Raw genomic sequence first — 16,448 nt, 5'->3', positions numbered from 1 at the left:
CGACGGGCCGAGGCCGAGGGCGTGCCGGACACGGACAAGGCACGGCAGTCCGCGGCGGAGCGCGGGGCTGCGGAACCGGACGCGGCACGACAGACGGTGGCCAGGCGCCTGCAGAGCGCGAGGGCGGATACGACACGGCGGTTCGGCGCCCGGGGCCGGCACGGGGCGGAGGCGGACGCGGTGTGGCAGGCCGATGCCGGGGCCCGGGAGGCGCGGGAATTGGCCGAGCGGGATGTGCGGGTGCGCGGGAATCCCTACCCCGGGCCGGACGGGGACGCGGCCGGGGTGGCCGGTGCGGTTCTCGGCGGCATCCTCCTGGGCGACGACCCGGACGGCGGTCCACCGGCAAGCTTCGGCGGCCCGCAGACGCGGGCCCGCAGACGCAGCCCGACTCCATGACAGCCGGACGAACCGGGCACAGCCCCATCCCGCCCGCCGTGAACGGGCGGGAGGGACGGACACAGCCCCATCCGAACCGCCATGAACGGGCCGTCTCAGAACAGGCTCAGCAGCGCCTCCGCCGGGTCCGTGAGGTTGGACTCCCCGCCGGGCAGCGGCAGCTCGAACCACACCGTCTTGCCGCGCGGCGTCCGCCGCGAACCCCACGCCGCGCTCAGCAACCCGACCAGCTGCAGCCCGCGGCCCCCCTCGTCCGTGTCCCGCGCCCGCCGGCGCCGCGGCTGCACCAACCCGGAGTCCCACACCTCGCACACCAGCGTCCGGTCCAGCAGCAGGCGCAGCCTGATCTCCCCCTCGCCGTACCGCAGCGCGTTCGTCACCAGCTCGCTGACGAGCAACTCCGCGGTGTCGACGAGCGGTTCCAGATCCCAGCTGAGCAACTGCCCACGGGCGTACTCCCGGGCCCGCCCCACACTGCGCGGCTCCCGCGGCAGCGTCCAGTCGCCGACGGACTCGGCGGGCAGCCCCTGCACCCGGGCCATCAGCAGCGCGATGTCGTCCTCGCCGTGGTGGGTGTCGAGGGTGTTGAGGACGTGGTCGCAGACGTCCTCCAGCGGCTGGGCCGGATCGGTGAGCGCCCCGACGAAGGCCTGCAGCCCCTCGTCCAGCGGATGGTCGCGCGATTCGACCAGGCCGTCCGTGTACAGCGCGAGCAGCGCGCCCTCGGGGAGTTCGACCTCCACCTCCTCGAAGGGCTCGCCGCCGACCCCGAGCGGCATGCCCGGCGGCACGTCCAGCATCAGCGCGGCCTCGCCGGGCTCGACCAGGACGGGCGGCAGATGGCCGGCGTTGGCGAATGTGCAGCGCCGGGTCACCGAGTCGTACACCGCGTACACGCACGTCGCGAGGTACACCTCGGACAGGTCGGCGTCCCGCGGCTGACGCGCCGTACGGGTGGCCTGCTGGACCCCGCCCGGCGTGCCGAGGCCCCGCGCGATCTCGTCCAGCGCGGACAGCACCTCGGCCGGTTCCAGGTCGAGCAGCGCCAACGTTCGTACGGCCGTACGGAGTTCACCCATGGCCACCGCGGCCCGCAGTCCGCGCCCCATCACGTCGCCGACGACCAGCGCCGTGCGATGCCCGGGGAGTTCGATGACGTCGAACCAGTCGCCGCCGACCTCGGTGGCCGCGTTCCCCGGCAGATAGCGGCAGGCGATGTCCAGCCCGGACGCCTCCGGGTCGCCGGGCGGGAGCAGGGACCGTTGCAGTATCAACGCCCGCTCGTGCTCCCGGCGGTACAGGCGCGCGTTGTCGATGCACACCGCGGCGCGCGCGGCCAGTTCCACCGCGAGCTCCCGGTCCCGCTCGCCGAACGGCTCGCTGCCCTTGGTCCGCGCGAACTGCGCGAGGCCGACGACCGTGTCGTGCGCGACCATCGGCACGGCCAGCGTGGACTGCACCAGGCCGCCCTCCTCGGCGGGCACGTGCTGCGGGCGGGCGGTGCGCAGGGCGTCCGCGCAGGGCGAGTTGAAGGGGAAGTGGTGGACGGCGCCGACCGCGACGGGTTCGCCGGAGCCGCCGAAGGGCGCGTCGGAGACGGCGCTGGCGAAGGCGACGCGGCGCAGTTCGGCGCTTCCGTCGGCGAGGCCGGGCGGGGCCTCGTCGCCGGCCAGCAGCCCCTGGTAGAGGTCGACGGTCGCGAGGTCGCAGAAGCCGGGGACGACGACGTCCAGGAGTTCGCGGGCCGTGGTCTCCAGGTCGAGCGAGTTGCCGATGCGGGCGCCCGCCTCGTTGAGCAGGGCGAGGTTGCGCCGGGCGGCGGCGGCCTCCCGGGCGGCGGCGCGGCGGGCGGTGATGTCGGTGCCGAGCCAGGCGATGCCGATCGGCCGGCCGCTGCCGCTGTGCACGCGGTAGAGGTTGACGGACCAGTGCCGGCGTTCCTCGGAGCCCGGCACGAAGCCCGTCACGTGCATGTCGGTGATGGACTCGCCGCTCTCCAGGACCCGCCGCAGGGTGGCCGAAACCCGCTCGGCCTCACCGCGCATGAGGTAGTCGTGAACTCCCTTGCCCCGGTGGTCGTCCGGGGTTCCGCCGAAGATGGAGGCGAATCTCTCGTTGGCGCGGCGGACCTTGAGGTCGGTGTCGATCAGGAGGAAACCGAACGGGGATTGACCGAAAATCGCTTGCGAGGCGGCGAGGTCCGTCTCGATCCTGCGCAGGGTGCGGACGTCCACGACGATGCACACGGCGGCCTTGTCGCCCTCCGCGGTCCGCGTGGGCATCACATAGACCTCGGCCAGGGCCTCCTCGCCACGCCCGCCGTCCACCGTGTCCGGCATCCGGAAGGGCACCACCCCGGTCCACTCGCGCCCGTCGAGGATTTCGGCCATCTTGCGCTGGCCGCGCTCGCGCAGGTCGGGGTCGACGAACGCCTCTATGGGGTCCATGCCGACGGCGCGTGCGGCGGGGATGCCGAAGAGTTGCTCGGCGCGCAGGCTCCACTGGTCGACCAGGCCGTCCGGCCCGATGGAGAAGGACGCCACCTTGATGTAGTCGTACATCGAGCCGGGCGGGCTGCTCTGCCACATGGCGTCCCCGGGTGCCGCCACACCCTCCGCGGTCCGGCTCCTCGCGCCGTCCGAAGAGCCCTCCGACTCCGTGGCCCTCGCTGGTATCTCGCTCACGCGAACCGTCCCCTCCAGCTCACCGCGTCCGGCACCGGTCACCGGGGGCGGCTGCCCGCAGTATCCAGCACTACGGCGCCGCACGACACGGTGTTCACGATCACAGCTCGGTCCAGGTGTTTTTCGGACCGGTCCGTGAGAACACTTCCAGTCTTCTAACCAGGGAACACGTCGCCCAACCACCCGTTGCGGACCTCGCCGCGGGCGCGCGCCGCACGGTGGACGGCGCATCGGTGGATGTACACCCCATGCGAGGGCTCCCCCGGGCGCTCCCCTCAGCCCGGTACCGCGAGTTCGAACCAGACTGTCTTTCCGTTCGCGCCGGGCCGGGTGCCCCAGCGGCGCGAGGAGCCGGCGAGCAGTTGGAGGCCGCGCCCGCTCTCGTCCTCGGGGTCGGCGACGCGCTTGCGCGGCATGTCCGGGAGCGGGTCGGAGACCTCCACCCGCAGGGCGCTGTCGAGCTCGGAGGGCCTGAGCAGCCGTACGCCGATCGGTCCGGTGGCGTGCCGCAGCGAGTTGGTGACGAGTTCACTGACGAGCAGCGCGGCGAGGTCGGCGACGCAGCCGAGGTCCCAGCGGCGCAACTTGCCGCGGACCGCGTCCCGGGCGGTGCGCACCGCATCGGGTTCCGCGGGAAAGGTCCACTCGGCGCAGTCGCCTTCGGTGTCGATCACACCGATCACATCCCAGGCCAGCGAGCCCACCCATGTCCGGTTTCATGGGGTTAGTGGGGTTAATGGGCACATACCCGATATCCGGTGGCCAGTACCGTCCGGCCCGGCGCGCTGTGCCACGAACGGCGTACGAGGAGGTACCGCCGCCACCGACGCCGCGATGAGCCCACGGCGCCGCTGCCGCGCCGGATGCGGGCGCCGCCGCGGCCGACGCCACGCGGCACGGATGCGGGGATGCGGGCGGCGCCGGCAGGCGTCACGTGGCGCCGGATGCGGGAAGAGGAGGAGTGGGAGGCGCCGACGCCGCGGCCTGATGCGGGGAGGCTCAGGGGGCGCCGACGCCGGTCCCGACGCGGGCGAATCAGGTGCAGTCTGCTCCCGGCACGGTCGCAGGGCTCAGCGGGCGTCGCCGGCCAGGCGTGCCGCGACCTCCCGCACCGCCGGAACGTCCTGGTCGAGCCAGGACACGTCCCAGAGGTCGGCCGGGGTGAGCCAGCGCAGTTCGTCGTGGTCCTGGAGGGGCCGGGGCGCGGGTGAGCCGGGCCGCAGCCGGGCGGTCCAGACGTGCAGGACGTACGGCTCCCTCAGCGGCCACTGCCCGGGGACGCGCTCGACGGCCTCCGCGTCGACGCCGAGCTCCTCGCGAAGTTCGCGCGCCAGGGCGTCGTCCGGCCGCTCCCCCGTCTCGACCTTGCCGCCGGGCAGTTCCCAACGTCCGGCCAGTTCGGCCGGCGCGCTGCGGCGCGCGGCGAGCAGGCGGCCGCCGTCGAGCAGGGCGGCCCCCACCACGATCCGTTCCGTCATGGGCGTCATGGGCGTCATGGGGCGGAGCCTACGGGATTGTGTGGCAGGTCAGTTGCGGGTGCCGTCCCCGTTCTGCCCGATGCGCTCGACCCAGTACAGCTGTTTGTGGCCGCGAGCGTCGAGGCTGTCGGCGATCTTCTGGGCCTCGGCCCGCGTCGCGTACCGTCCCACGCGGTAGCGATTGCCGTTGTCGTCCTGCCGTATCACGATCCAGGGCAGCGAGACCGTGCCCTCACTCATGGCCCCCACCACCCCCGTCGCCCGGTCTGGCATCGCCCCACCCTCCCCCAGGATCGACGGCGCTCACGCGGGGGGACCACCGTGCCGTCCCGGGCCCCCGCCGAGCCCCGCTCAAGGAAACCGCAATCCGCATATGCCCGAGCGTACGCCCAACCTTCACGGAGCGAATACGCCTTTTCACAAAGAGGTACGCAACCAGCCAGAACGTCGGGGGCGCACGAGGCCGAATGCGCCCCCAAAAGCGCTGCGGCCTCGTGTTGGAGGCATCTCAGAGGGGCACGGGATCACCTGGTGAAACGGCCGGATTCCGGCGGCCGGTCGGGGCGCGGCCGCGAGGGCGCCCGCGCGGATTCCGCCCGCCCGGCGGACAGGGTGTGCGCTGCCTCACGCGGCCGGCGCACACCGCGGCCGCCGTCACTTCACGGGCAGGTGGTACGCCACCCGGTACCGGTCGGCGGGGATCACGACGTCGGCGGTCTCCACCGGGCGACCCGAGGCGTAGTAGGTGCGCTGGACGACCAGGACCACATGGCCGGGAACGCCGCCGAGCAGGTGCAACTCCTCGGCCAGGCCCGGCCGGGCGCCGACCTCCTCGGTGACGTTGTCCACGATGACGTCGATGGCCCGCATGCGCTCGACCACGCCCATGCCGCCGAGCGGCCCCTCCTCGGGCAGCATCACCGGGGTGCGGCCGGTGAGGGCGAGGGGCTCCCAGGAGGTGGAGAGCATCATCGGCTCCCCGGCCTCGCGGAACAGGTACTTGGTGCGCATGACCCGGTCGCCGGCCTCGATCCCGAGCCGCTCGGCGATGGCCGCGCCGGCCTCGGCCTGCTCGCTGCTGGACTCCCAGGTGCCCCGCACCGCGGCGTCGGCCTGCTCCTGGCGGAACGGGGTGGCGCCGCTGGACGGGCGGTAACCGGAGCGGGACACCCGCCGGGGCACGGGCCGCTCGCGCACGTACGTCCCCGAGCCGGAGCGGCCCTCGACCAGCCCCTCGGCCATCAGTACCTTGCGGGCCTCCAGCGCGACCGTGTCCGAGACGCCGTACTCCTCGCGGATGCGGGCCTGGGAGGGGAGCCGGGTGTGGGGCGGCAGTGAACCGTCGACGATCTTCTTGCGGAGATCACCCGCGACACGCAGGTACGCCGGCTGCTCACCGAAAGTCACTGGCCGCTCCCATCAGGTTGTACAGACAGCAACAGCCTGGCAACCGTGGGTTGTCCCGTGCAAGTAAGGGCCAGAGAATCACTCGATGTGATGACATGCGGCCCGCGGGGGCTTTGCCCAGGGAGTTTCTGCCCTCTATAGGGGGTCTCGCACACCTCCGAGGTGGCCGGTGCCGATCGGGGACGACAGGCGGCACCGGTACGGTGCTCAGGGAGCCGGTTTCTGAACTGGCGTACGAACGGGGGGTGCTACGAGGGTGGGGAACCGGGTGGGCGACACGGTCGTCCGTGCGGTGAACGGGCTCACCGCGAGGTGGGCGGCGGCGACCGCACAGGGCGGCACGGTCTTCTCGGCAGCCGGGGTGTGGCCGCTGCTGGCCTTCCTGGCCGACGGCGCGGCGGGCCCGGCGCGGGCCGAGCTGGCCGCCGCGCTCGGTGTGCCGGCCGAGCACGCGGCCGCCGCCGCGCGGGAGTTGCCGGCGGGGCTGCAATCGGTGTCCGGCCTGGACGCGGCGCTCGGCCTGTGGACGCACCACAGGCTGCCCTTGCGGGAGGAGTGGCGGTCCGGGCTGCCGACCGGCACGCACGCGGTGTTCGGGGACGACCTCGTCACCGCGCAGGAACGGCTGGACGCCTGGACGGCCGAGCGGACCGGCGGTCTTGTCGAGCGCATGCCGGTGACGCTGACCCGGGAGACGCGGATGGTGCTGGCCGCCGCGCTCGCCCTGCGCACCACCTGGCGGCAGCCCTTCACGGAGCTGCCGCTCAGTCCGGACGCCGGACCGTGGCGCGGCCGTACCCTGCGCGGCCTGCACCGGCGCGGCGTACGGCCGGACCGGGTGGGCGTGACGGGCACCCCGGACGGCTTCGTCACGGCCCTGACGGTGCCCGGCGACAACGGGATCGACGTCCATCTCCTGCTCGGTGAGGAGCGGTTGACGCCCGGGCAGGTCCTGGCGGCCGGGGTGGGCGTCGTGGAGCGCACGCTCGCGCTCACGCCGGGCGGTGCGCTGCCGCACGGGCACGTCGGTCCGGGCCTGCACGTGGAGCAGCAGCCGGCCGTCGCCCCGGAGCCGACGGCGCTCGACGTGCGGACCGTGGCGTACGAGGTGCGCGCCGACCACGACCTGCTCGCCCTGCCGCACCTGTTCGGCCTCACGGCGGCGACGGACCCGCGTTTCGGTCACTTCCCCGGCGTGAGCGACCATCCCCTGGCCGTCGGCGAGGCACGCCAGTCGGCCGTGGCCCGGTTCGGCGCCCTCGGCTTCCGCGCGGGGGCGGTGACGGCGGTCCCGGAGACCTACGGCAGCGCCCCGCCCCGGTACCGCTACGAGACCACGGTGGTCCGCGTCGCCTTCGACCGCCCCTTCGGCTTCCTCGCCGTCGACCGCGAGTCCCGCCTGGCGCTCATGGCGGGCTGGGTGACGGAGCCGGCGCCGTACCCGATGCCGGGTTACGCGTAGTCGTACCGCCCCGGGCCCCTGATCCAGGGCACGCGCTACGGCCCGCACGCGGACGGACGGGGAGTCGTACCGCCGCCAGGACCCTGACACAAGGCACCCAGTGCGGCCGGCGCGGGGGTTGCCGCGCCCTGGGTCACCCCTGCCCCGCGGCGCTCTTCCCGCCCTGCACCAGCGCGCGTTGCCCGTTCAGCCTCAGTCCCGCCTGGGCCAGCTCCGCGCGGCCTCGGTCGGCGAGGCGGTCGGCGCCGCAGCGGTCGGCCAGTTCGATGCCCTTGAACAGCAGCTCGGCCACCCTGCCGGTGCGGCCACCGCCTCTGAGCGCGGCGCCGAGGTCGATCAGCGCCTCCGCGTACGCGTGCTGGTTCGGGGACCGGCTCAGTACCTCCACGGCGCGCTCCCGCAGCGGCAGGACGTCCTCGGCGTCGGCCACCGCCGCGCCGAAGCCCAGCGCCTCACCGATGGCGGTCGGCGTGCCGAACTGCTCCGCCCGGCCCAGCATCTGGGCCGCCAGGGCCCGGGCGCGCCCGGGGTCCTCGTCGGCGACGGCGACGGCGAGATGCCCGGCCCAGGGGCACCAGGTGGGGTTGAGGATGCCCTTGGCCTCCAACCGCTTGCCGGCGGCGGCGAGTTGGTCGGCGGCCTCCCGGCGGCGGCCCTGGGCGAGCAGCAGCCGCCCGTAGACCGTCTGGGTGTCGGGGAAGACCACCGCGTTCGGATACGGGGGCGCGAAGTCGTACGTCTCCGCGACGCGAAGCGCCTCCTCGACGCGGCCCCGGGAGAGCAGGACGTCCAGCAGCAGCCCGACCGCATACCACTGGGCCGGGACCCGGGGCCCCACCCGCTCGGCCAGGCGCACCCCCTCACGCGCGCAGTCCTCCGCCTTGCCGAGCATCCCGCGCCGGAACCAGACCAGGCCGAGGAGGGTGAAGCCGAAGGAGAGGTGGGCGCCGCCCCAGCCGACCCGCTCGCACTCGGCGATGGCCGAGCTGAACAGTTCCTCGGCGCGGTCGCACTCGTCGGCGTACATGTAGCTGAGCGCGGCCATGCTCGGCAGTTCGAAGCCCCAGTCCGGGTCGGTGTAGCTCAGTCCGAGGGAGCGCGCGGCGACGGCGAGCATGCCCGTGGCCGGCTCCCCGCGCAGCATCGCGTCCCAGGTGCGCAGGCACAGCAGCGCCCGCTCCTCGATGTCCTTCCCGGGCAGGCGCTCGGCAAGCCGCGCGAGCCGCCGGGAGCGCACGGAAGCCTGCGCCTCGTGCGCGTCGAAGACCAGCCACAGATAGTGCGCCGCCTGCAGGCGCAGCCGGGGCCGCGAGGACTCCGCCCGGGCGACCTCGGCGCCGACGACCTCGGCCGCCTTCGCGAGCTGGTCGTTGTGGGCGAACGCCTGGGCCAGCCGGAAGGTGATGTCCTCCCGCAGCGCGGGGTCCAGGATGGGCTCCACCAGGGCCGCGGTGAGGTGGTTGACGGTGGTGGCCGGGGCGGTGAGCAGGGCGGAGCAGCCCAGTTCGTGGAGCACGCCCGCACGGTCCTCGGGCGCCGGCGGTTCGCGCAGCGCGCGCTCCAGACAGCGGCGAGCGGCGTCGGGCGCGCCCAGGCGGAGGTTCTCGCGCGCGGCGGCGCGCAGTTGCCGGACGGTCTGCGGGTCGCCCTCGGGGTGGGTCTCCAGCAGGTGCCGGGCGGCGGCCGTGATGCCCAGGCCCGCGTCGGCCACGGCCCAGGCGGCCTGGCCGTGCAGCGCCGTGCGGGTGGCCGGCGGGATCGCCTGGTACACGGCGGTGGCGATGAGCGGGTGGATGAACTCGAGGGTCCGGGTGCCGGTGAGGATGCGGGCGACGCGCAGCCGGTCCAGTGCGCTCTGCGCCTCGGCCGGCGGCAGTCCCGCCACCGCCGCGGCCAGCTCCGGGGAGATCTCGGTGCCGAGCACGGCGGCGGCCCAGGCGAGCCGGACCGCGGCGGAGCCGAGGCTCTCCAGCCGTTTGACCAGCCCGGTGCCGCGCGCGCTCGCGCCGAGTTCGCGCAGCAGCGGAAGCGACTCGGCGTCCGGGGTCAGTCCCCGGTCCTGGACCCGGGCGACGAGTTCGACGGTCTCGTAGGGGTTGCCGCCGGTGACCACCCAGCACTCCCGGCAGAAGACGTCGTCGGCGCTCTCCCCGAGCGAACTGCGCACCAGTTCGCCCACCGCCTCCGGACTGAGGGCGTGCAGCTGGATCGGGCGTACGCCGCGGCCGTCGATCAACTCGCGGAACGTCTGGGCCTCTTCGGGCACTTCGTCCGGGCGGTAGCCGAGCACCACCAGCACGGGCAGTTCCTGCGCCCGCACCGCGAAGGCGGCGAGCCAGGCGAGTGACTCCAGATCACCCCAGTGGGCGTCGTCGAGGACGAGCACGACCGGCGCCCGGCGGACGGCCACCTGGGTGACGACCCAGTCCAGCCCGTCCCGGACGCCCTGCGGGTCCGGTACGGCGCTGCCGGTCTGCTGGGCGAACAGGCCGACGGCCGGACCGGCGATCTCGTACCACCCGCCGAAGATCTCCCGCCGCTCGGCCTCGGTGCAGGACGCGAGGACGGGCTGCAGCAACTGGCGCACGACGTGGAAGGGGACGGTGTGCTCCTGCTCGCTGCCCCGGGCGGACAGCACGGTGCAGCCGCGCGCGGCGGCCATGCGCCGGACCGCGCCCAGCACGGTCGTCTTCCCCAGCCCCGCGGCGGCACTGAAGAACAGCAGCCCGCCCCGCGGGCCGTCGCCGTCACCGGCGCCCGCGCATATCCTCTCCACCGCGTTCTGAGCGGCCGTCACCTCGTTCTCGCGCTCGTAGAGGTGCTGTCCCAGCCGATCGCGTCCGTCCACGACGGTGGCCCTCCCCTTGCGCGCCGTTCCGACACTGTGAGGAGCCTAGCGAAACGCACAGTTACCCGGCAGGGATGCAGGGGAATTGCCTGCGGGTGACCGCGCGGCGGCCTCCCCCGACCCCGGCGTGTCCACTTCCTGCCGGGATTCCGGGGTCGCTGAACGGAACGCCGGGGCCGGCCCCTTCAGGAGCCGGCCCTCCGGTGTCCCTGGATCAGACCTCACACGGACGCCGTCGCCTCTACGATCCCGCGCATGATCAAGCTGACCTGGGCCCTGGTGGCCGACCGCATGGACGAGTGGACCGGTGAGGACATCGCGGAGGGCGCGGCCGTGCTCGAGGCGAGGGTGGGTGCGGTCGTCGACGCGAGCGGGATGCAGGAGCAAGCCGTACGGCACTGGCGTACGGACTTCCTCTCGCCCGTCGTCGAGTCGCTCCGCACGGAGGGAGCAGCCGCACTCGCCCGCGGCGAGTCCTGGAGCAAGGCGGCCGGCCCGTTCCTGGCGTGCGCGTCGCCAGCCACCTGACTCACATCCCCCTCGGCTGTCGGGCCGCGTTCTGACGCGTGGGGTGCGGAGGTTGCCGTAAACAAGGCCAGGGCTCAGCGAAGGAGTTCCCTGACTTCGACGACACCATCATGAAGCTCTGCCGTTGAGCCGGACCCGATGCCCCGCCGCGAGGTGTGGCGGGGCATCTGGCCGGGGTCAGCGGTGTCGACTGCGTTCTTCGGGCCTCGTGGTCACTGGTGTGGCCGGAGGGTGTGACGTGGCGGGCATGGCCGAGATGCCGCTGGTGGCGCTTCGCATGCGGGCCGCTTGCGTCCTCCGGTTCGGCAGCCAGGTGCACGGTGGCAAAGAGCAGGGCGATGGCGAGCCCGCCCGGCTCGCTGGAGGCTTCGACGGGCGTGGACTGACAGTGCGACCTGGGACAGCGGGGTGGTCAACTCGGCGCCGCGTCCCGCACACACGAAAACGAACAAATGCCCTCCTCCTGGCAAACAGGCGCATTCTCGCAACTCACCGGCAGCCAGCCAACATGTTCTCTCATCCGCTGCGGGGACGGCACCTGCCACCGTCATGGAGTGGCCATGCAGCACGGGCAAGTGCCTGTCGTCGCCTCTGACGACGGCAAGCGACTCACTCAGTGGAACAAACGGCTCCGCGAAGAGCACGACCTGATCCCTCTCGACGTCGAACCCGAGTACGGAAGGGGTCCTCTCAGCAGCCCCGAATTGCCGTAGGGGCCGTGGGCATTGTTTCCGGGGCAGCACATCGAGGGAACGGCGGGAGGCTACATGGGCCGGGCTCAACGGGCGGCAGCAGGCCGTGCTCATCTGGGTGGGCCAAGGGGTCGACGGAGCCTGGCGGGACAGCACGTACAAGACCAGCGGACAGGCCCTGCAGAACCGAGGGCTCATGAAAGTGACCGAACGCCACGGGCATTGGAGCGCCCACCTCACCGATAAACGGCGGCAGCATCTCACCGAACGGCAGAAAGCGGACCGGGGGAAATCACACCGCCACGAGTCGGACCCGCTCGCCGCACAGCTTGGCCACGTCGTCAATGTCGGAAGTCAGCATGACCACGGGGCGGTGCTGTCGCAGCGCGGCCTCGGCGACGGCCGCATCGATCGCGTACTTGTGTCCGTGCAACCCGGCATTCGTCAGCAACTTCGAGGCCGCCCTCGCCTCCTCGTCACCGACCGGGACGACCCGCAGACCGGAAAGCACCCCATTCAGGCGGGGCTTGTTCGTACGGGCGTGGACGGCTTCGATGATGGTGAGCGCACTGATCACGACCTCCATGCCACGCGCGCGCGCCTCAGCGATCAGAGCCACCACCTGCTCGTCGTCGGCGAGCAGCTTCGAGAGTCCCTCGCTGTCGAGGACCAGCGTCCCCTCATGGCTCAGCCTGCGGCGGGCCACTCGGCCTCCTCGGCGAACACCTCGTCGAAGACCTGCCGCGCCCGCTGACGAGCGGACTCCGAGACCGGCCCCTTGCGGCTCTCGTAGTCCGCCAGGTACTCGTCCAGGACCGCCGGATCTCCGCCCGGAACCCAGCACGGGCTTCTCATCCCATCCCGGCACGATCCCAGCACGGGAAAAGAGCAAGGGCCCGACTCCGAGGAGTCGGACCCCATCTGACCTGCATGTTTGCCAGATCAGTGACGTGGTGACAGGTCACCCGCTACACATTGAAGCGGAACTCCACCACATCCCCGTCCTGCATCACGTAGTCCTTGCCCTCCATCCGCGCCTTGCCCTTCGCGCGGGCCTCGGCGACCGAGCCGGTCGCGACCAGGTCCTCGAAGGAGATGACCTCGGCCTTGATGAAGCCCTTCTGGAAGTCGGTGTGGATGACGCCGGCCGCCTCGGGGGCCGTGGCGCCCTTCTTGATGGTCCAGGCGCGGGACTCCTTGGGGCCGGCCGTCAGGTAGGTCTGCAGGCCGAGGGTCGCGAAGCCGACGCGGGCGAGGGTGGCGAGGCCCGGCTCGTGCTGGCCGACGGACTCCAGGAGCTCCAGGGCCTCCTCCTCGTCCAGCTCGGCGAGGTCCGCCTCCAGCTTGGCGTTGAGGAAGATGGCCTCGGCCGGGGCGACCAGGGCGCGCTGCTCGTTCTTGAACTCCTCGTCGACCAGTTCCTCCTCGTCGACGTTGAAGACGTAGAGGAACGGCTTCGTGGTGAGCAGGTGCAGGTCGTGCAGGAGCTCGGCGCGCTCGCTGCCCTGGACGATGCCGTGCGCGAAGAGGGTGTCGCCCTTCTCCAGGATCTCCTTGGCCTCCTCGACCGCCTTGACCTTCGGCGCGACGTCCTTCTTGATCCTCGACTCCTTCTGGAGCCGGGGCAGGACCTTCTCGATGGTCTGCAGGTCGGCGAGGATCAGCTCGGTGTTGATCGTCTCGATGTCGTCCTTGGGCGAGACCTTGCCGTCGACGTGGACGACGTTCTCGTCCTTGAAGGCGCGGATGACCTGGCAGATCGCGTCGGACTCCCGGATGTTCGCGAGGAACTTGTTGCCAAGGCCCTCGCCCTCGGAGGCGCCGCGCACGATGCCGGCGATGTCCACGAAGTCCACCGTGGCCGGAAGGATGCGCTCCGACTTGAAGATCGACGCCAGCTGGGCGAGGCGGGCGTCGGGGACGCCGACCACGCCGACGTTCGGCTCGATCGTGGCGAACGGGTAGTTGGCCGCCAGCACGTCGTTCTTGGTCAGGGCGTTGAACAGGGTCGACTTGCCGACGTTGGGCAGGCCGACGATTCCGATCGTGAGCGACACGTTGCGACTTCCCGTGAATGAGAGGGCCAGGAGCTAGGGGCGGTCAGGGCCAGGGGAGACACTGGCCGATCCACCAGTCTACGGCGTTCCGGCGGGCCGCCTCCCGGGAGCGTCGATCCCCCGGCCAAGCTCCGCGCATCGGCGTGTCTGGGTGGCGATTCGGCACATAAGCAGACCTAAGTTGGTCCAATGGAGCAACACAGGTCGCGACCCCCCGACGACGGACGGCGACGTCGCACGCCGCCCGCCCACCTGCCGCCGCAGGCCCGGCGCGGGCCGTCCGGCGGGCGGGCGGACGGGGCGGGACGCCCCATACGGCAGGCACGGGGCCCACGGGCCGCGCCCCCGGGCAGGCGGCTGCCGGTCCCCCGGCTCACCGGGCTCGGCTGCGGGCTGTTCTGCGTGGCCGCGATGTTCCTGCTCGGCTGCCTGGACCAGTTGTTCCTCGACGGGTCGCTGCGGGTGTACGGCGTGCTGTTCCTGCCGGTGTGCGTGCTGACCGCGCTGTGGGTCCGGACCGGGGACGTGCTGACCGCGCCCGTGGTCGTGCCCATCGCGTTCGCCGTCGGCCTGCTCGCCGTCGCCGACGGGGGCGGGGGGATGCTCGGCCGCCTGATGGGGCTGGTCACCGGGCTCGCCACCCAGGCGGGCTGGCTCTACGGGGGGACGCTCATCGCCGGTCTGATCGTGCTCGTACGCCGGGCGCTGTGGGTGCGACGGCGCCGGCAGCGGGCCTGAGCGGCGGCCGACCCAGGCGTCCAGCGGCGCCAGCAGCGGTCCTGAGGAGGGGGCGCGGCCCAGGCGTACAGCGGCGCCGACAGCGGGCCCGAGCCCCATGAGACCCCGCGCGCGCGACGCATCCGGCCCGAGCGCCGACAGCGGGCCCGAGCAACGACAGCGGGCCCGAGCAGCGACCACGCCCAAGCGTGCGGGGACACCGACAGCGGGCCCGGGGCAGCGGCCGGACCCCAGGCGCGCGAACCGCGCCGGCAGCCGGCCCGGCGCAGCGGGCCCGGACAGCGGCCAGACCCTAGGCGTGCTGTGCCGCTCTCATCGCCGCTCCCACGATGCCCGCGTTGTTCTGCAACTGCGCGGGGACGATCGGGGCCTGGATGCCCCGGATGTGGCGCAGGAACTTGTCGGCCTTGCGGCTGACTCCGCCGCCGATGATGAACAGCTCCGGCGAGAACAGCATCTCCACGTGGGCCAGGTACTTCTGGACGCGGCGCGCCCACTGCTCCCAGCTCAGCTCGTGGTCCTCCTTGGCCTTGCTGGAGGCGCGCTTCTCGGCCTCGTGGCCCTCCAGCTCCAGGTGGCCCAGCTCGGTGTTCGGGACCAGGCCGCCGTCCACGAAGACGGCGCTGCCGATGCCGGTGCCGAAGGTGAGCACGATGACCGTGCCCGTGCGGCCCCGCCCGGCGCCGAACTGCATCTCGGCGACGCCCGCCGCGTCCGCGTCGTTGACGACGGTCACGGGCAGGCCGCCCAGTCTGCTGGTGAACAACGCGCGCGCATCGGTGTCGACCCAGCTCTTGTCGACGTTCGCCGCCGTGCGGACCATGGCGCCGCCGGTGACCACCCCGGGGAAGGTGAGGCCGACCGGACCCGTCCAGCCGAAGTGGTCGATGACCTGCTTCACCCCGTCGGCCACGCCGTCGGGCGTCGCAGGGTGCGGGGTGAGCACCTTGCAGCGCTCCTTCGCCAGGTCGCCCCTGTCCAGGTCCACAGGGGCGCCCTTGATCCCGGATCCGCCGATGTCCACGCCGAAGATCTGCATGGCTCCACGTTACGACGGACCACGGACGGTCACGCGTCCGAGGCGCCGCTCCCGCCGCGCTCGGCGGCCAGGGCGGCCGCCTCCTCGCGCAGGTCGCGGCGCAGCTCCTTGGGCAGCGAGAAGGTGATCGACTCCTCGGCGGCCTTGACGATCTCCACGTCCGCGTAGCCGCGCTCGGCGAGCCACTGGAGGACCTGCTCGACCAGCACCTCGGGCACGGAGGCGCCGGAGGTGACGCCGACCGTCGTCACGCCCTCCAGCCAGGCCTCGTCGATCTCGTCGGCGAAGTCCACCAGGTGGGCGTCGCGGGCGCCGGCGAGCTTGGCGACCTCGACCAGCCGCTTGGAGTTGGAGGAGTTGCGCGAGCCGACGACGATGACCAGGTCGGCCTCGGCGCCCATCTGCTTCACCGCGAGCTGACGGTTCTGCGTGGCGTAGCAGATGTCGTCGCTGGGCGGCGAGACCAGGCCCGGGAACTTGGTCTTCAGGGCGTCGACGGTCTCCATGGTCTCGTCGACGGAGAGGGTGGTCTGGGACAGCCAGACGACCTTCGACGGGTCGCGGACCTCGACCTTGGCCACGTCCTCGGGGCCGTCGACCAGCTGGATGTGGTCGGGGGCCTCGCCGGAGGTGCCGATGACCTCCTCGTGGCCCTCGTGACCGATCAGGAGGATGTCGTAGTCCTCCTTGGCGTACCGGACGGCTTCCTTGTGGACCTTGGTGACCAGGGGGCAGGTGGCGTCGATGGTGGCGAGCCGGCCCCGCTCGGCCTCCTCGTGCACGACCGGGGCGACGCCGTGCGCCGAGAACATGACGATGTTGCCGGGCGGCACCTCCTCCGTCCGCTCGACGAAGACGGCGCCCTTCTTCTCCAGGGTCTGCACGACGTACTTGTTGTGGACGATCTCGTGCCGGACGTAGATCGGGGCCCCGTACTGTTCCAGGGCCTTCTCGACGGCGATCACGGCGCGGTCCACACCGGCGCAGTAGCCCCGGGGGGCGGCGAGCAGGACACGGCGGCCAGGCGAAGCGGTCATGCGTCCCATCGTAAGGCCGCGTTGAGCGCCGCCCGGATCGCCTGCCGGTTGCGGCGCCGGGGACCGTGTGCCGGGCCGG

General features: G+C 72.6%; 14 protein-coding genes and 1 pseudogene. 4 read left to right on the top strand and 11 right to left on the bottom strand.

Features of this window, described 5'->3' with window-relative positions:
* Positions 1-399 (top strand): annotated as a pseudogene (locus ACLU3S_RS29300) (hypothetical protein); the annotation flags it as partial.
* 95 nt (positions 400-494) lie between these two features.
* On the opposite strand, the gene ACLU3S_RS29295 reads toward ACLU3S_RS29300, so the two are convergent.
* The 5 genes from ACLU3S_RS29295 to ACLU3S_RS29275 all read right to left on the bottom strand — a co-directional run bounded on the left by ACLU3S_RS29295 (position 495) and on the right by ACLU3S_RS29275 (position 5,968).
* Complete coding sequence (locus tag ACLU3S_RS29295; protein ID WP_413954976.1) at positions 495-3,083, bottom strand: SpoIIE family protein phosphatase; 2,589 nt, start codon at positions 3,081-3,083, stop codon at positions 495-497.
* Between the two features lie 275 nt (positions 3,084-3,358).
* The gene (locus tag ACLU3S_RS29290; RefSeq protein WP_413954975.1) at positions 3,359-3,787 is read right to left on the bottom strand and encodes an ATP-binding protein; all 429 of its coding nucleotides are present in this window, start codon (positions 3,785-3,787) and stop codon (positions 3,359-3,361) included.
* A gap of 366 nt (positions 3,788-4,153) precedes the next feature.
* Positions 4,154-4,561, bottom strand: a complete 408-nt coding sequence (locus ACLU3S_RS29285; RefSeq protein WP_413954977.1) for a (deoxy)nucleoside triphosphate pyrophosphohydrolase — start codon at positions 4,559-4,561, stop codon at positions 4,154-4,156.
* Between the two features lie 48 nt (positions 4,562-4,609).
* Positions 4,610-4,801 (bottom strand): SPOR domain-containing protein, encoded by a 192-nt coding sequence (locus ACLU3S_RS29280; protein ID WP_413954974.1) that lies wholly within the window; start codon positions 4,799-4,801, stop codon positions 4,610-4,612.
* A 414-nt stretch (positions 4,802-5,215) separates the two neighbouring features.
* Positions 5,216-5,968: a GntR family transcriptional regulator gene (locus ACLU3S_RS29275; protein WP_413954973.1), complete on the bottom strand. Its 753-nt coding sequence runs from the start codon at positions 5,966-5,968 to the stop codon at positions 5,216-5,218.
* A gap of 268 nt (positions 5,969-6,236) precedes the next feature.
* On the opposite strand from ACLU3S_RS29275, the gene ACLU3S_RS29270 reads away from it, so the two are divergent.
* Positions 6,237-7,430: a serpin family protein gene (locus tag ACLU3S_RS29270; protein WP_413954972.1), complete on the top strand. Its 1,194-nt coding sequence runs from the start codon at positions 6,237-6,239 to the stop codon at positions 7,428-7,430.
* 133 nt (positions 7,431-7,563) lie between these two features.
* Here ACLU3S_RS29270 and ACLU3S_RS29265 read toward each other — a convergent pair whose 3' ends face one another.
* A complete protein-coding gene (locus tag ACLU3S_RS29265; RefSeq protein ID WP_413954971.1) occupies positions 7,564-10,278 on the bottom strand; it encodes an ATP-binding protein in 2,715 nt (904 codons plus the stop codon).
* A gap of 255 nt (positions 10,279-10,533) precedes the next feature.
* On the opposite strand from ACLU3S_RS29265, the gene ACLU3S_RS29260 reads away from it, so the two are divergent.
* Entirely contained in the window at positions 10,534-10,806 is a 273-nt protein-coding gene (locus tag ACLU3S_RS29260) for a hypothetical protein (protein WP_413954970.1), read from the top strand.
* A gap of 984 nt (positions 10,807-11,790) precedes the next feature.
* Here ACLU3S_RS29260 and ACLU3S_RS29255 read toward each other — a convergent pair.
* The 3 genes from ACLU3S_RS29255 to ychF form a co-directional block, all read right to left on the bottom strand.
* Positions 11,791-12,204: a PIN domain-containing protein gene (locus ACLU3S_RS29255; protein WP_413954969.1), complete on the bottom strand. Its 414-nt coding sequence runs from the start codon at positions 12,202-12,204 to the stop codon at positions 11,791-11,793.
* On the bottom strand, positions 12,186-12,353 hold the full coding sequence (locus tag ACLU3S_RS29250; protein ID WP_413954978.1) for a hypothetical protein: 168 nt from the start codon (positions 12,351-12,353) through the stop codon (positions 12,186-12,188). Before ACLU3S_RS29250 ends, ACLU3S_RS29255 begins: the two co-directional genes overlap by 19 nt.
* Before the next feature lie 113 nt (positions 12,354-12,466).
* Entirely contained in the window at positions 12,467-13,555 is a 1,089-nt protein-coding gene (ychF, locus tag ACLU3S_RS29245) for a redox-regulated ATPase YchF (protein WP_413954968.1), read from the bottom strand.
* 189 nt (positions 13,556-13,744) lie between these two features.
* On the opposite strand from ychF, the gene ACLU3S_RS29240 reads away from it, so the two are divergent.
* Positions 13,745-14,293: a DUF6542 domain-containing protein gene (locus ACLU3S_RS29240; RefSeq protein ID WP_413954967.1), complete on the top strand. Its 549-nt coding sequence runs from the start codon at positions 13,745-13,747 to the stop codon at positions 14,291-14,293.
* Between the two features lie 292 nt (positions 14,294-14,585).
* Here ACLU3S_RS29240 and ppgK read toward each other — a convergent pair whose 3' ends face one another.
* Both ppgK and ACLU3S_RS29230 read right to left on the bottom strand, forming a co-directional pair.
* A complete protein-coding gene (gene ppgK / locus ACLU3S_RS29235) occupies positions 14,586-15,332 on the bottom strand; it encodes a polyphosphate--glucose phosphotransferase (RefSeq protein ID WP_413954966.1) in 747 nt (248 codons plus the stop codon).
* A gap of 29 nt (positions 15,333-15,361) precedes the next feature.
* Entirely contained in the window at positions 15,362-16,378 is a 1,017-nt protein-coding gene (locus ACLU3S_RS29230) for a 4-hydroxy-3-methylbut-2-enyl diphosphate reductase (protein WP_413954965.1), read from the bottom strand.
* Between the last annotated feature and the right edge of the window lie 70 nt (positions 16,379-16,448).

It is taken from the genome of Streptomyces sp. AF1A, from assembly GCF_047340315.1.
GTDB lineage: Bacteria > Actinomycetota > Actinomycetes > Streptomycetales > Streptomycetaceae > Streptomyces.
This window is presented reverse-complemented; position numbering and strand designations above follow the sequence as displayed.

Bases quoted from the DNA above. Each gene is read 5' to 3' on its own strand.
- ACLU3S_RS29285 (WP_413954977.1), bottom strand. From the start codon at position 4,561: ATGACGGAACGGATCGTGGTGGGGGCCGCCCTGCTCGACGGCGGCCGC.
- ACLU3S_RS29280 (WP_413954974.1), bottom strand. From the start codon at position 4,801: ATGAGTGAGGGCACGGTCTCGCTGCCCTGGATCGTGATACGGCAGGAC.
- ACLU3S_RS29260 (WP_413954970.1), top strand. From the start codon at position 10,534: ATGATCAAGCTGACCTGGGCCCTGGTGGCCGACCGCATGGACGAGTGG.
- ACLU3S_RS29250 (WP_413954978.1), bottom strand. From the start codon at position 12,353: ATGAGAAGCCCGTGCTGGGTTCCGGGCGGAGATCCGGCGGTCCTGGAC.
- ACLU3S_RS29240 (WP_413954967.1), top strand. From the start codon at position 13,745: ATGGAGCAACACAGGTCGCGACCCCCCGACGACGGACGGCGACGTCGC.
- ppgK (WP_413954966.1), bottom strand. From the start codon at position 15,332: ATGCAGATCTTCGGCGTGGACATCGGCGGATCCGGGATCAAGGGCGCC.
- ACLU3S_RS29230 (WP_413954965.1), bottom strand. From the start codon at position 16,378: ATGGGACGCATGACCGCTTCGCCTGGCCGCCGTGTCCTGCTCGCCGCC.